At 68.1% G+C, this 14223-nt stretch carries 14 protein-coding genes and 3 pseudogenes; 14 read left to right on the top strand and 3 right to left on the bottom strand.

Annotation, left to right across the window (positions count from 1 at the left end; translation table 11 throughout):
* Positions 1-19 precede the first annotated feature (19 nt).
* The 7 genes from TU30_RS29180 to TU30_RS29150 all read left to right on the top strand — a co-directional run bounded on the left by TU30_RS29180 (position 20) and on the right by TU30_RS29150 (position 6047).
* On the top strand, positions 20-1546 hold the full coding sequence (locus tag TU30_RS29180) for a sensor histidine kinase (RefSeq protein WP_370626731.1): 1527 nt from the start codon (positions 20-22) through the stop codon (positions 1544-1546).
* A gap of 23 nt (positions 1547-1569) precedes the next feature.
* Positions 1570-2472 (top strand): response regulator transcription factor, encoded by a 903-nt coding sequence (locus tag TU30_RS29175; protein ID WP_107068608.1) that lies wholly within the window; start codon positions 1570-1572, stop codon positions 2470-2472.
* 160 nt (positions 2473-2632) lie between these two features.
* Positions 2633-2830, top strand: a complete 198-nt coding sequence (locus TU30_RS29170) for a Flp family type IVb pilin (protein ID WP_042175694.1) — start codon at positions 2633-2635, stop codon at positions 2828-2830.
* Positions 2827-3432: a pilus assembly protein TadG-related protein gene (locus tag TU30_RS29165; RefSeq protein WP_042175690.1), complete on the top strand. Its 606-nt coding sequence runs from the start codon at positions 2827-2829 to the stop codon at positions 3430-3432. Before TU30_RS29170 ends, TU30_RS29165 begins: the two co-directional genes overlap by 4 nt.
* 34 nt (positions 3433-3466) lie before the next feature.
* Positions 3467-4048: a hypothetical protein gene (locus TU30_RS29160; protein WP_042175689.1), complete on the top strand. Its 582-nt coding sequence runs from the start codon at positions 3467-3469 to the stop codon at positions 4046-4048.
* Positions 4049-4056: 8 nt separating this feature from the next.
* Positions 4057-4704, top strand: a complete 648-nt coding sequence (locus tag TU30_RS29155) for an OmpA family protein (protein ID WP_042175688.1) — start codon at positions 4057-4059, stop codon at positions 4702-4704.
* 167 nt (positions 4705-4871) lie between these two features.
* Positions 4872-6047 (top strand): amidinotransferase, encoded by a 1176-nt coding sequence (locus TU30_RS29150; RefSeq protein ID WP_042175686.1) that lies wholly within the window; start codon positions 4872-4874, stop codon positions 6045-6047.
* Positions 6048-6257: 210 nt separating this feature from the next.
* Here TU30_RS29150 and TU30_RS29145 read toward each other — a convergent pair whose 3' ends face one another.
* The gene (locus TU30_RS29145; protein WP_042175685.1) at positions 6258-6866 is read right to left on the bottom strand and encodes a hypothetical protein; all 609 of its coding nucleotides are present in this window, start codon (positions 6864-6866) and stop codon (positions 6258-6260) included.
* 693 nt (positions 6867-7559) lie between these two features.
* Between TU30_RS29145 and TU30_RS37770 the strand changes: the two genes are divergently transcribed.
* The 5 genes and pseudogenes from TU30_RS37770 to TU30_RS34845 all read left to right on the top strand — a co-directional run.
* Positions 7560-8021, top strand: a complete 462-nt coding sequence (locus TU30_RS37770; protein WP_370626728.1) for a transposase family protein — start codon at positions 7560-7562, stop codon at positions 8019-8021.
* Positions 7930-8514: pseudogene (locus tag TU30_RS37765) on the top strand (ISAs1 family transposase); the annotation flags it as partial. The gene TU30_RS37770 and the pseudogene TU30_RS37765, both read left to right, overlap by 92 nt.
* A 199-nt stretch (positions 8515-8713) precedes the next feature.
* The gene (locus tag TU30_RS37760) at positions 8714-8908 is read left to right on the top strand and encodes a hypothetical protein (protein ID WP_234308018.1); all 195 of its coding nucleotides are present in this window, start codon (positions 8714-8716) and stop codon (positions 8906-8908) included.
* 237 nt (positions 8909-9145) lie between these two features.
* Positions 9146-9799: pseudogene (locus TU30_RS29135) on the top strand (transposase family protein); the annotation flags it as partial.
* Positions 9789-9998: pseudogene (locus TU30_RS34845) on the top strand (hypothetical protein); the annotation flags it as partial. The pseudogenes TU30_RS29135 and TU30_RS34845, both read left to right, overlap by 11 nt.
* Before the next feature lie 166 nt (positions 9999-10164).
* Here TU30_RS34845 and TU30_RS29130 read toward each other — a convergent pair.
* A complete protein-coding gene (locus tag TU30_RS29130) occupies positions 10165-10554 on the bottom strand; it encodes a DUF192 domain-containing protein (protein WP_042175792.1) in 390 nt (129 codons plus the stop codon).
* 58 nt (positions 10555-10612) lie between these two features.
* Positions 10613-12157 (bottom strand): alpha-1,2-mannosidase, encoded by a 1545-nt coding sequence (locus tag TU30_RS29125; RefSeq protein WP_176726352.1) that lies wholly within the window; start codon positions 12155-12157, stop codon positions 10613-10615.
* A gap of 304 nt (positions 12158-12461) precedes the next feature.
* Between TU30_RS29125 and TU30_RS29120 the strand changes: the two genes are divergently transcribed.
* Together TU30_RS29120 and TU30_RS29115 are read left to right on the top strand one after the other, a co-directional pair.
* Positions 12462-13139, top strand: coding sequence for a hypothetical protein (locus TU30_RS29120; protein WP_042175678.1), 678 nt, complete (start codon positions 12462-12464; stop codon positions 13137-13139).
* A complete protein-coding gene (locus TU30_RS29115) occupies positions 13127-14161 on the top strand; it encodes a hypothetical protein (protein ID WP_042175675.1) in 1035 nt (344 codons plus the stop codon). Before TU30_RS29120 ends, TU30_RS29115 begins: the two co-directional genes overlap by 13 nt.
* Positions 14162-14223: the final 62 nt, after the last annotated feature.

Genomic DNA, 14223 nt, shown 5'->3' with positions numbered 1-14223 from the left:
AGGGACGGTGAACAGCAGGATGGCGACGACCGGGGAGCGCAGGCCGCGCTCAGCACGCAGGGGCCGCAGGGGTTTGCTGCGCCGGCGCCGCGCCCGGCGGCCCGGGACCGGCATGCCCCCGGCGGACCGGACCACCCCGTCCACACCCGCACCTCCACTCGCACCCGCACCTCCACTCGCACCCACACCTTCGCCCACGCCTCCACGTCCGCCCATGCCGGAGCCCGCACCGGCATTCGGGTCCCCGGCCGTCGACCTCCAGATCAACGCACTCCAGTCCCTGTGCCGGCAGGTGTTCGGCTTCCGGTTGGCGGTGATCGCGCTGGCCGCCCCCGCCGCCCTCCTCAACGCGGGACCGGGCTGGGGCGTGCGCCTGGTCGGCATCGCGGTCGTGGTCACCTTCATGGCGTCCTACGTCCTCGTCCGGGACTGGGAACGCTTCGGCCCCCTCCTCCTGTGCCACCCCGGCCTCCTCGCCGTGGACACCCTCTTCGGCGCCCTGCTCCTCATCTCCGCCGGCCCCGACAGCCTCCTCGCGTACGCGGGTGTCTGTACCCCACTCCTCGCAGGTCTGGTCTACGGGTGGCGGGGCGCGGCGGTGTTCGCCTCCCTCCAGGGCCTGATCCTGCTCCTGGTCCACGTGGCCCTGGCGGACGCGGACCCGCCTGCGGGCCTCACGGAGACACTGTTCCTGCCGGGCCTCTGCGTCATCACGGGCGCGGTCGGCTCCAGCCTCCGCAACCTCATGCTCCGCTTCGGCAAGGCCACCCGGGCCCTGACGGCGGTCCAGGCCCGCCTGGCCGCCACGGAGGCGGTCGGCGAGGAACGCGCCCGCCTGGCCCGCGAGATGCACGACTCGGTGGCGAAGACCCTGTACGGCGTCGCCCTGGCCGCCGACGGCCTCGCCGACTCGGCGAGCGCCGGGCACGTGAACGCGGCGCGGGTACGGCAACAGGCGGAACCGGTCGCCCGTTCGGCCCGCCGCGCCGCCGCCGAGTCCCGCGCACTCCTGGCGGACCTGCGGGGAGGGACGCCCGGAGGCGCGGGCGCGTGGCAGGGCGGCGGCAAAGAGATCCTCACCGAACTGGCAGCCCACACACGCGCCTTCAGCGCCCGCACCGGCCTTCCGGTGACCTTCCGCCGGACAGGCGATGACGACGAGGCCGGGGCACCGCCCCACCCCGTACCCGTCCCGCTCACGGTGACCCGCCAGTTGCTCGCCATCGTCTCGGAGGCCATGGAGAACGCCCACCGCCATGCGCACCCGACACGAGTCACCGTGAGTGCGGGCGTCCGCGGCGGCCTGTTCCGCATCACCGTCCACGACGACGGCCGAGGCCTCCCGCCCGGCACGACCCTCGAACAACTGCGCAGGGAGGGTCACTTCGGCCTGGTCGGCATGGTCGATCGCGCGGTGGTGATCGGCGCCCGCATCCGCATCGGTCGAGGCGCCCACCTCCGAGGCACGGAGGTCCGTCTGGAACTCCCGACAGTGCCCACGCGACCACTCACCAGCACCCGCGCGACAGCGGAGGCGGCCCGATGACCCAGACGAAGCAAACGCCACGGATGACGACGAACCAGGAACCCCCGCCCACTGCGGCCCTGCGGGTCCTCGTCGCCGACGACAACCCGGTGGTCCGCGCCGGCCTGACGGCCCTGCTCTCCGGCCGGGGAGGGATAAGGGTGGTGGCGGAGGCCGCAGACGGCCGGGAGGCCTGCGAGGCGGCCCACGACCACGATCCGGACGTCGTCCTCCTCGACGTCCGGATGCCGCGCATGGACGGCATCTCGGCACTTCCGTACCTGGTGGGGATCGCGCCGGTGGTGATGCTCACGTACAGCGGAAAGTCGGAGGTCGTCGAGGAGGCGCTGCGCAGGGGAGCGGGCGGTTACCTGGTCCACGGCGAGTTCACGGCGGACGAACTGGTCGAGGCGGTGAGGGACGTCAGCCACGGCCGCCCCCACTTCACCCCCGCGGCGGCGGAAGCGCTGCTGGCCCAACTCCGCAAGACCCCCTCGGGTCCGCCCCTGCCGGATGGCCTGGGAGCCCGGACGGATGCGACTGCATACGGAATTTCCAACAAGAAGACGCAGCATATGGACCCTCAACAAGCCTGGAAGCCAGGCGCATTGGATGTGCAGTGGCCCATCCTCCCATCCGTTTCTTCACAAAACCTTTCGCAACTGCAACCAGGTATGGGACAGTCGTCGTCAGGGTGGACAAGCGGTCGGCGTCCGGCCGTTCCCGACAGGCCGAGGTTCCAACTGAGCAGCAGGGAGGCGGAGATCATGGACCACATCGCATCCGGCATGAACAACCAGCAGATCGCCGCCACTTGTTTCATCAGCGAGAAGATGGTCAAGAACCACATCAACCGCATCTTCGCCAAGCTGCACAGCACCAGCCGTTCCGAAGCCGCCGCCAAGTGGCTCGGCACGGCCCCGGACTCCGCACGAGGACTGGGGTGACCCGTGGTGACGTCAGGGGGGACGAAGCGGCGGCCCGGCAACTGGGCCCGGGATTGGGTCCTGAGGCCCTCTGGCGGACTGCGAAATTCGCCGTACGTTGCTGATATCGAATGCGGCACCCTGAAGGAAGCCGCAACCGCGTCAGCCGGAGGGGAACACCATGAACAACTGGATCAACACCACGGTCACATACCTCCAGTCCCGCGCCGCCCGCAACGACAGGGGGCAGACCGCGGTGGAATACCTGGGGATCATTGCGGTGGTGGTGGCGATCGTGCTGGCCATCACGGGGACGAGCATCGGGCAGACGATCTTCAACGCGATCACGGACAAGATCACCGAGGTAACCGGCGGTTGAGGCGGTCCCGCAGGTTCGGCGACGCAGGGCAGGCCTTTCCCATCTACCTGACAGTGGTGGGGGGCCTGCTCTTTCTCGCGTTCGCGTACTTGGCGGTCGGGCAGGCCGCGGCCAACAGGAACGGTGCTCAGACCGCTGCAGACGCGGCAGCACTGGCTGCGGCGCAGGACAGGCGCGACCAACTCACCGGTGCCTGGGTCGAGGAAATCCTGGACCCGACCAAGTGGCAGGCGATCTTCGGGGGCAGCGCGGAAGGGCTCGACGACTCGTGCTGGCGCGCACAGGAACTAGCCGCACAGAACGACGCGGCCGTCCGGGGATGCGTGCCGAACGGGCTACTGGGCTACACGGTCGAGGTCGAGACCACCGACACCGTGGGGGACTCCATCGTGCCCGGCACCGAGAACATGAAGTCGCAGGAGACGGCCACCGCGGTGATCGATCCTCGCTGTGCCTTCGATCCCCTGACCGAGGACGCGTCTGAGGACACACTGCCCCTGCTCACCTGCAAGGGGGGCACAGAGTGGGAACTGGATCCGGAAGATCCGGTGGAACTCCTTCCGCAGCCCGAGGACCTCTTCGATGTCCACCTGGCCGACTGACCTACGAACCACGAGTGACTAAGGAAGCAGAGGCATGAGCATTCGGTTCACAACGAAGGCCCAGAGGGGGATGGCCGCGCTGATCGTCGCGGCCGGACTGGCCCTCGGGGTGGCTGGCTGCGGTGGGGGCGGAGACGACGGCAAGAGCCCCGAGCAGTCGGTGTCCGCTTCCAAGGGTGACGGGTCCAACCCGAGTGCTCAGGAGGGACCTACGGACGAGGTCCAGGTCGAACTGAAGGGGCCTGACGGTCTATTGCTTCAAGTCACCTCCGTGGGCAGGGATGCGGGAGGCTTCGTCACTGTCAACGGCGTCTTGAAGAACGAGAGCGACAAGACACTCACCCTGCCCGCGCAACTGAGTGGCAACGAGACCGAGGTGATCAGGAACGGTCAGTCCCTCGGCGGAGCGACACTGGTCGATTCCAAGAGCAAGAAGCGTTACTACGTTCTGCGCGACACAGAGGGGCGCCCCCTCACCACAACGGGGATCAGCCGGGTCAAGTCCGGCGAGACCGTGCCTGTCTTCATGCAGTTCCCGTCGCCTCCGAACGAGACGACCGAAGTGACTTTCCAGTTGCCGATGTTCGCCACTGGCGACATCACGATTTCTGGATGAGGCCGTCAATGACCCGTTTGCGCAACCGTCTGGAGGCCCCACGCCTCGCAGCCGTAGCAACCACCGCAACCGTCCTGGTGGCCACCACCCTCTACGGCGCCGCCGGCACCGCCGCCGCCGACGACCCCAGCGTCCCCCCAGGCACCGAGGCCACCGCCTCCGCTCCCGTCGAACTCGACCCCAACGACCCGGACCTGAAACTCCCCGACGGCGCCACCCTCGCCGAACCGAAGGTCCTGGACATCAAGCAGGTCGTCGAGGAGCAGAGCGGTGACGAGCGCCGCGAGGACACCAACACGGAGGTGACGTTCGCGCTGCAGGCGGAGGTACTGTTCGGCAAGGACAGCGCGAAACTCGGCGCGCAGGCCAGGGCCCGTATCGGCGCGATCGCCGAGGAGATCAAGAAGCAGAACGCGGCGAGGATCCGTGTCTTCGGCTTCACGGACAACCTGGGCTCCTCGGCCCACGGCGACGTCCTGTCCCGCCGGCGTGCGAACGCCGTCCACGCCGTCCTGGACCAGAAGCTGAACGACCCCGACGTCACGTACGAGGTACGTGGCTACGGCGAGCAGTACCCGATCTCCGACAACTCGACGGAAGCCGGCCGCAAGAAGAACCGCAGGGTCGAGATCACGTTTCCCCGAACCGAGAACTGAGAACCGGGAACGGAGAGTCACTAAAACACTCGTGCGACTACCGGATCTTCGACCCGGGCCAGCGGCGTATGGCCCTCCTCGTGGACACGCATCAGTCCTGTACATCTCCTGACGCAACGCGTTGAATGGGGTGAGTTGCTGACTTCTGCGATCGAAAGCGGTTGAGTATGGCGGTAACGCCAAGGCCCGGTAGGTTGACGGCAGCGGCGGACAAGGACGCGCGTCCGGCGCGATCAGCCTCGGCTGACGGCGCCTCGGAGCCCCTCCTCTCGCCGGTCAATTCGCACAACGAGTGGGACCCGCTGGAGGAGATCATCGTCGGGCGTCTCGACGGCGCGACGATTCCCTCCGACCATCCGGTCGTGACCTGCAACATCCCGCCATGGGCGGCACGGATGCAGGGGCTTGCCGCCGGTTTCAGGTACCCGCGCCTGTTGGTCGAGCGGGCGCAGCAGGAGCTCGACCAGTTCGTCGCTCTCCTGGAGTCCCTCGGCGTCACCGTCAGACGCCCGGACGAGGTCGACCACCGGCGACGCTTCAGCACCCCCGACTGGTCGTCACGTGGCTTCTGCAACACGTGCCCGCGTGACAGCATGCTCGTGATCGGCGACGAGATCGTCGAGACCCCGATGGCATGGCCGTGCCGGTATTTCGAGACCCACTCCTATCGCACGATCCTCAAGGAGTACTTCCGGGGCGGCGCGCGCTGGACGGCGGCTCCCAAGCCGCAGCTCACCGACGAGCTCTTCGAGGCGGACTTCCGTGTCCCCGAGGCCGGCGAGCCCATGCGCTACATCCTCACCGAGTTCGAGCCGGTGTTCGACGCGGCGGATTTCATGCGCGCGGGACACGACCTGTTCGTCACGCGGAGCAACGTCACCAACCGGATGGGCATCGACTGGCTGCGCCGCCATCTCGGGCCCGGCTACCGCATCCACGAGATCAAGAGCCGCTGCCGCACCCCCATGCACATCGACACGACATTCGTCCTCCTCGCGCCCGGCAAGGTCTTGGTCAACCCCGAATACGTCGACGTCGACCACCTGCCCGACGTCCTGAGCTCGTGGGACGTCCTGATCGCTCCCGAGCCCCGTCCGATCGACGAGCGTCTGCTCAAGGTCACCTCGATGTGCGGCAAGTGGCTGAGCATGAACGTTCTCATGATCGACGAGAAGCGGGTGATCGCGGAGCGCCACCACACGGACATGCTGCGCGCACTCGAGAAATGGGGCTTCGAGCCGATCCCGTGCGACCTGCTGCACTACGCTCCGTTCGGCGGCTCGTTCCACTGCGCGACCCTCGACGTCCGGCGCCGCGGCACGCTCGAGTCGTACACCGATTGACGGCCCCACCGGCCGCCGAGGTCACCCCGAGCGCCGCGCGCTGGACGGCGTACGGAAGGTGCCCATGACCGAGGAAGCGCCGCCCCGGTGGAACGGCGCTTCGACATTCGTGAGTTATTTTCCGACGCTCCCTGGGCAGTTCAGGGAGCGTCGGATCCGGCGCATGCGTTCTCGGTGTTCCCTCAGGTCGAGACGAGAGGTAACGCCGCCTCAGATGGTCGGGGTGTCGTCAACAATCGGCCTGTGGACCTCAACGACCGGCTTCCACCCCGCGGAGAACTCGATGAAGTCCGCGCGGGTGGGGTAGGTGTCGATCGCGCGACGGTCACGCTTGGGGCTGTCGCCCCCCTTGCGTCCCCGGGGAATCTGCTCCTCGAAGATGTCGACCTTCACGTCGGGAACCTCCTTGAGGCCCTGGCGCCAGATCTGCACGACGTCGGCGCCGAACGCCTGCCGGGCCGCAGCGTAAAGGGCGGTGAGGGCCCCCTTGTCCCCACCAGGGACGAAAAGTGCCAGGTCCAGCACGACACCGGCGGACTGGAGGACCTCGATGGTCACCGAGCCGTTCTCGTCGGCCAAGTAGATTCCGGCTTCATTCTCGTCGTCGGGAAGGCAGGAGACCTCTTCCTGGAATACGGTTCTCGCCGTGATCGAGCCGCCCTCGAAATCCCCACCGGACTTGGTCAGAAAAGCAGGGACGTAGCAGTCGGGAAGTTTGAGTTCTGCCGTGTCGGCGGAAACGAAGAGCCTGTCCTTCACGCCGAGCTTCGTCACCTCTTCCAGCGAGAGGCGGCGAGCGGCGATCTTCTCCGTGTTCACGATTTCCCTTTCAGGTTGCACTGTCCCTCCGGGCAAGGACGCTACCACGAAACCCTGAGGTCAACTGCCCAGTAATCCTTGGGTAGATGGCTTCAGATGACCTGCACGGGAGGATATTGAAGCGAGTGCCACCCGGTCGGGAACACGCATCCGCCAGGTAGTGTCCCTCGTCATGGTGTTGGGGATCAACTGGCGGTTGCATTTCGGTGCGTTGGGTGGCACGGGGGAACCAAAAGAGAGTTTGCGGTAGATATCACCCATATCCCCTTCGGGGGGATGGCGGTGAGGTAGGGCGGTCCATTCGTCGTGCATCTCGAAGAGCGCAGCGGAAACCAACCGGATGGCCCGACAGCGCAACAACGGAGACCCCCACCGGCAACATCTGGATGGAGCGCGAACCGGGAGTCGCGTACTACCGCGCTCTCCTCGGTCAGAACTTCGGTGTAGTCGGCCGATGTCCGGTTGCTGACGTCTCGTCATGTCGGGCAGGGTCCGACGCAGAGCAGGCACGTACGTCCGTGATCATGGAGTCCTACCTTTCAGGCGTGGGTTTCCGCTGGTCATTCGCAAGATTGGTGGGCCCGGGGGCTCCGGGTATGGCTCTCTACGCTCTGTGCCCTCGGGCTGCCCGCGCCTGCCGACGCATCGTCTCTGATCTCCCCTGCCTTCGACCGGCTCGGACCGCATCCGGCAGTGTCCGGGAGCGAGCTCTTGGATCTGCTGGAACGTCTCGCGCAGGTCCCGGACCCGCGTGATCCACGGGGGCATCCACTCGTGACGCTCCTGGCACTGACGGCCTGCGTGGTCCTCGCCGGAGCGCGATCCCTGCTCGCGGTGGGTGGATGGGTGGCCGGCGCACCGCCGGCCCTGCTGAGGCGGCTCGGCACGGTCATCGACCCGCTGTGGCCGAAACGGTCCCGGCCCGCGGGATCCACGATCCGGCGACTGCCGGCCGGAATCGACGCGGACGCCCCGGACCGCGCGGTCGGAGCCCGGCTCGCAGACCGGCGGACCGGAAACGAAGGACTACGCGGACCGGCGGTCGACGGGAAGCCGCTGCGGGGTGCTGCCCGTGCGAAGGGGACGAAAGATCCACCTCCTGACCGCCTGCGACCACGCGAGCGCACTGGTCCCCGTTCAGATGGACGTCGGTGAGAAGGCCAACGGGACCACCCGCTTCCAGCCGTTGCCCGACACCCTCGAGGACCTGGCCGGCACGGGCGTCACCGGCGACGCGATGCACACCCGGCACGACCACGCCGTCCACCTGCTCGACCGCCAGGCCCACTCCGTCGTGCTCGCCAAGCGCAACACGAAGAAGCTCCGCAAGCAGCTCAAGTCCCTTCCCTGGAAGCAGATTCCACTGCAGGACAGGACCCGTGCGACCGGTCACGGCCGCCAGGAGATCCGCCGGCTGAAGGTCTGCACGGTGAGCAACCTGCTCTTCCCCGGAGCCCGCCGGGCCGTCCAGACCGTCCGCCGCCGCGTGGACCGCAAGACCGGAAAAAGCAGTCTCAAGACCGTCCCCGCGGTCACCGGCCTCACCACCGAGCAGACCGGCCCGGCCCAACTCAGCCGCCCGATCCGAGGACACCGGGCCGTCGAGGCCCTGCACCACGTCAGGGACGTCACCTTCACCGAGGACGCCTCCCGGTTGCGGACCGGAAACGCCCCCCGAGCAATGGCCCCCTGCAGAAACCTCGCGATCGGAGCCCTCCGCCTCGCCGGCATCCGCACCATCACCGCCGGCCTCCGACGGGCAGCCCGAGACCACACCCGGCCGCTCGCCCTCCCCGGCCTCACATGATCAAAACGGACGACAACGAACTGCGCCGAGGCCCTGCATCATGAGTACCGAAGGATTCCTCGTCGCTTTCGACGAGGAGATGCTCGAATATTTTCGCGACATGACGGATGTGCTCGTAGGTAAATGTGGGATTTCTCGACGGGAGGCTGTGGTCAGGATCAATGAGCGTTATGCGGGAAAGGGGATGAGTGTGCTTGAGTGGAATCCGATGACTCACGATTTTCCGGAATTCTGAGCCCATGGAGTGTACTATTGTCCGGATGAGAAAGGGCGTCTCCCGGCCGGTGACGCGGATGCGGACGACGGCATCGACTTCGCGCGCTTGCCAGTGAGCTGTTCCCGGTAACCGTCGGCCACCGTCCGTGAGCGGGAGGCGCGTCGCGCGGTCCGCGGTATCCCCCAAGTCCGGGCAGGCGTAAGGCCCCTGGTAGGAACGATCTTGCGACAGAAAGATCCGACCGAGGGGCCTCACGTGCCGACCAGTGTCACATACACCGCCGTGCCCGATGTGAGGCGGTCCACCGCCGAGCACCCGGCCGGTCTCCTGCGCGACCACCGAATCGTGGCCAGGACCCGCAAGGGGCGACGCGCGCTGGGCTGCTTCAAGCAGGCCGTGCTCGTGCTGCGCTGGTTCCTCGACGGCACCCGACTGGCCCAACTCGCCCGCGACAACGGCCTGTCGGTCTCCACCTCCTACCGCTACCTCCACGAAGGACTGGCCGTCCTGGCCGCCGGCGCACCGGACCTGTCCACCGCGCTGGAGCGTGCGAAGGCAGCCGGGCTGACGCATCTGAACCTCGACGGTACGGTCATCCGCACGGACCGCGCCGCCGCCCCGGGCCCCAACGGCGCAGACCTCCGGTGGTCCGGAAAACACAAGCACCATGGCGGGAACGTGCAGGTCATCGCCACCCCGGACGGCTGGCCGATCTGGGTCTCGCCCGTACGGCCGGGCCGGGAACACGACACCACCTGCGCCCGCCACCACGGGCTGGTCGAGGCACTCAACCGCATCGCGGCCGAACTGGACATGCCGACCCTGGTTGACCTCGGCTACGAGAACGCCGGCGACGGCTTCCGCCATCCCTTCAAGAAGCCCGCCGGAGGCGAGCTGACCGAATGCCAGGGGCAAGGCGGAGCGGACCCCGCCCTGCGGGGTGGAGCACCTGCGGTCCTCGGGTGAGGGCACCTTCCCGCTCCAGGCCACGGTCACCTGGGAGATCGAGTGGACCGGCACCGGCGGTGCGGGCGGTGACCTTCCCGACGGCAGCTTCGGTGCCACCCAGGACGTCGTCGTCCAGGAGATCCAGGCCATCAACCGCTGAACCGTGCGCTCCTCTTCACCTCTCCCCAGGGGCGGTGCACGCGCGTACGCGGCCCGGGGGCCCTCACCGCTCCCGCTTGTGACGTGCCGGTCGGCTGCCGCGACCAGGGGCTGATCCTGCCCGACTCGAACGAAAGATCCTCGGCGCGCGGCGTGGCGGGCGTCGCCTACACGGTGCTGGGGCCGGGAGGGCTCGTCAGCACTGTCACCCGCACCCCTCTCCTCAGCCCCCACCCCGCCATCGCCCCGGCCCCGGACTCGACGACATGCCGCGCCCGTACCCTCGGCAGTCCCAGCCGTCCCGGAGGCATGGTGCGTACGGCGATGACGCGCAGACGCCGGTCCAGATAGGCGACGTCGATGGGCATGCGCATACGGAAGGTGTGGATGCTGTTGGCGGGGGAGAGGAGCAGCGCGCCGTCGAGCGAGTCCCGCCCCAGCAGCCCTTTGGTGCGGGCGCGGTAGGAGGCGGCGATCTCCAGCGGCACCCGCACGTCCGGCCGTCCCCCGTGACCCGGCACGACCAACTCCCCACGCCCGTCCCGCCAGACCGCCATCACCACCCCGCCCCTTCCGCCTCTTCGGTCCCTTGCGTTTCTTCCCTTCCCTCTATGGTCAGTTGCCGCGGAGCCGGGCCGCAAGGGCGGCAAGGGTCTGGGCGGTGTCGGTCAGGCTCTCCACGGCGGCGTCCAGGTCCGAGGCGAGGAGGGGCGCCGGGAGGGCGGCGGCGGGCGCGGAGGGAACCGGCGTACCCCGGTAGCCGATCGGGCCCTCGTCGTAGCGCTGGTAGTAGCCGGTGAACCCCTTGCCGGAGGGGGCCTCGACGAAACGGACCCCGGCGAGCTGCGTCTCGCTCCCGCCGGAGTTGCGGGTGATGTCGAGGCGGTAGTGACGGAAGGCGGGCATGTCGGTGCGGGGACGCAGGAAGAACTCCCGCGTCTCGAAGCGGTCGGTGAACCTCTCCCCGATGCGCACGTCCAGGGGGGTCCAGGCAGTGCCGTCGTGGGACCCGAGGAGGGTCCAGTCGCGGGGATCGCGCTCGGCGCAGTCGTTCGCTGAGGTGAGGGTGTACGAGGTGACGGCGGCGGGACGGGCGAGGGTGAAGTCGAGCAGGGCGACGTCGTCGCCGGCCAGCCACTTGTCGCGGGAGTCCTCGATGAGGTTCTCCGCGATCTCGCCGGCTTCCTCGAACTCGTCGCTCGCCTCGACGTCGGTGGCCTCGACCTCGTTCGACAGGGTGTGCAGCACGGCCACGCCGGAGTTCCCGCGCTGGTCGCGCCAGGTCACCCGCTCCACGGGGGCGGGGCCGCCGTCGTCCACCAGGAGCCGCAGTTCGTGGGAACGGTGCCAGTCACCGCCCCAGCCCTCCTCGGTGTGGAAGCGGTGCAGGTGGTGCGAGCCGGAGACCGGGGCGTTCGGCATACCCTCCGCGTACGGCCACCTGCCGGTGAGACGGCCCCGGTACTCGTACGCCGTACCGTCGGCGGCACGGTGGACGCCGTGGAAGTCCGACATGTTGGACTGGAAGCTGATGGCCGTCTCGGTACCGTCGTCACCCTTCCAGCTGAGCTGCGCGGGCAGCGAGTGCTCGTCCCGGTCGATGTGGAACAGCAGCCGGGGGGCCGCCTGCCAGGAGCGGGACGGGGAGGCGTGGGCGGAACGGCGTTCGGTCCGGTACGTGAAGACCGAGTCCCGGGCGGCCTCCGCATTCCGCGTACGCTCGGAGCGGCCCCGCTGGGCGACGGGGTCCAGGGTGATCCGGTAGAGCCAGAGCATGCTGCGGGCCTTGGCGGAGGAGCGTATCTCCAGGGTGTTGGTCCCGGCCTCGAGCAGATGTCCGGGCACAGCGAAGACGTTGTCCTGCGGGAGGTCGCCGCCACCGGGCACGGTGAGGCCCTCGGCCAGCGCCTCGCCCTGGAGCAGGACGTCGACGGGCGCGTCCCCGGGCTCGGCGCCCAGCTTGGAGACGAGGGCGGTGACGGTGAGCGTCGCCTGGGGGATGTCCTCCGGGTCCTCCACCTCGAACTCCACGGTCACGGACCCGCCCGCGCCGAGCGCCAGATGCGACCCGGCGAACCGGCCGTCCTCGTACCGGACGTCGGCGTTGGCCAGCCGGGCCGGGCTGACGGAGAAGTCCGCGTAGGTGGCTTCCATACTCATGGCAACATCTCCTGATGGGTCGTCAACAAGGTGTGGTACAAGGAGGAAAGGCGACTTCAACCGCCACGACCGGCCCCACGAGCAGCGAACCTAGCGCCCCCCTGTGACAACGCCTCCGGCCGGCGCCGGGGACCGGGTCATCGGGGTGACTGCTTGCGTAACGGCTCCGTCCCAAGAGAGTGGAGTGGCGAAGAGGTTGGTCGGATACGCCCGGCAAGTCGTCACTGATCTCCCTGGTGTCGTTACGCATCGCTGGATAGCGTTGGGTCGCTCGAGACGCCTCGCCCCACCGGGAGCCGAAACCGTGAACCGCCGCCGCCCCACCCTGCTCGCAGCGCTCGCGCTGACCGCCGCCACGGCGCTGACGCTGTCCGCGTGCGGCAGCGGCGACGAGGAGGAGGGCTCCGCCAAGGACGAGGACAGCGACAAGATCGTGGGCGCGGACACGGGGAGCGACAAGTCGGCTCCACCGAGCGAATCGTCGGGGCCGGCCGCCGCGGAGCGCCCGAAGATCGAGCTGCCCTCTGATGTCACGCTGGTCTTCGAAGGCGAGAAGACGGGCGATCAGGTCAAGGACGCCGTCCTGGCGGACAACGCAGAGCGCATGAGGGCGGTGGACGCAGCCATCGCAGGCACAGACGCCAACGGCGAGGCTCTGGCCTTCTACAACAGGGGCAAGGCTCTGGAATCGGCTTTGTCCTGGGTCAACCAGTTCGAAAAGGCTGGAGCCACGATGACGGGCGAAGTCCGTTACTACGATCGCAAGGTGACTCTCAAGGACGAGGAGTCGGCGATACTCATTTTCTGCGCGGACGAGAGCAAGGGCTTCAGCAAGGACAAGAAAACCAACAAGGTCCATGAGACGCCCGTGACCAAGAACAGCTACGTGCTCTACAACACCAAGCTCGACAAGAGTGCCGAGGGCGTGTGGCAGACGTCCCAGATCATCTCGTCGAGGGGAGCCGCCCAGTGCCAGCCGTAGGACGTCTGTCCTTGGGAGGGCTTGTCCTGGCCGGCCTCGTCATGGCGGCCACCGTCGCGCCAGCCCGAGCGGATGTCGTTCCTGGTGGGGAAGGCGCGGGCTCCGAGTCCCAGGTCGAAGGCGACCGAAACGGTGAGAACATCTCCGCGACCGCGGGGGCGGTGGTCTTCGATCGCTCTCGCAACGGCACGGGCAAGGCGGCCGGCCCGGTGAAGTCTGCCACGAACTGGACACCACCGGCCTGTTACTACGCTCCCAAATACACCCCGGACCAGTTGCAGAAGCACCTGGAACCGATCTGGGAAGCGGAGTCGACGGGCTACGAGTGGGACGCACGGCAGCGCGATCGCTACGTCAAGGGTGAGCCCTACACGGACTTCAACAAGGACAAGGCCGGCGAGGGCCACTGGTGGGACTCGTATGTAACAGCCGGTCGTGAAGGCGATCCGGGTGCTACCGACTGCGACGAGCCCATTTTCTGGGTGGATGAGAACGACGACCCGCCGGCCGACATCCCGCAGGCGGTCACCCCGGAGGTCCTTGCCCAGCTCGCCTATGCCGAGGTCCGTGTTCCCTCGACGGAAGTGGCTCTGGCGCCGGAAGGCACGACCAAGGTGAACCTTCCCACCTGGGCATGGCTGGACGCAGCGCAGTTCAAGCCGGTCTCCGTCACGGCCTCGGTTCCGTTGCTGGGCATCGAGGCGACGACCACTGCCGCACCGGTGTCCGTGCAGATCGAGCCAGGCACGCCGGACGCCGAGATCCATCCGGCGTCCGGCGTCTGCGAGATCCGGAGCGGCCGGATCGGTGAGCCGTACGCCAGGGGCAAGGCAGATGAAACCCCGCCGTGCGGTGTGACGTATCTGCGCTCCTCGGGAGACGACTCGTACGAGCTCACGGCCACGGTCACCTGGAAGATCGAGTGGACCGGCACCGGCGGTGCGGGCGGAGACCTTCCCGACGGCAGCTTCGGCGCCACGCAGGACGTCGTCGTCCAGGAGATCCAGGCCATCAACCGCTGAACCACGCGCTCCTCCTAAAGAGGGCCCTCTGCTCCGGATGCGCCACGAAATACGGAACCTCT

Origin of the sequence: Streptomyces sp. NBRC 110035 (assembly GCF_000829695.1) — a bacterium.
Taxonomy (GTDB): domain Bacteria; phylum Actinomycetota; class Actinomycetes; order Streptomycetales; family Streptomycetaceae; genus Streptomyces.
This window is presented reverse-complemented; position numbering and strand designations above follow the sequence as displayed.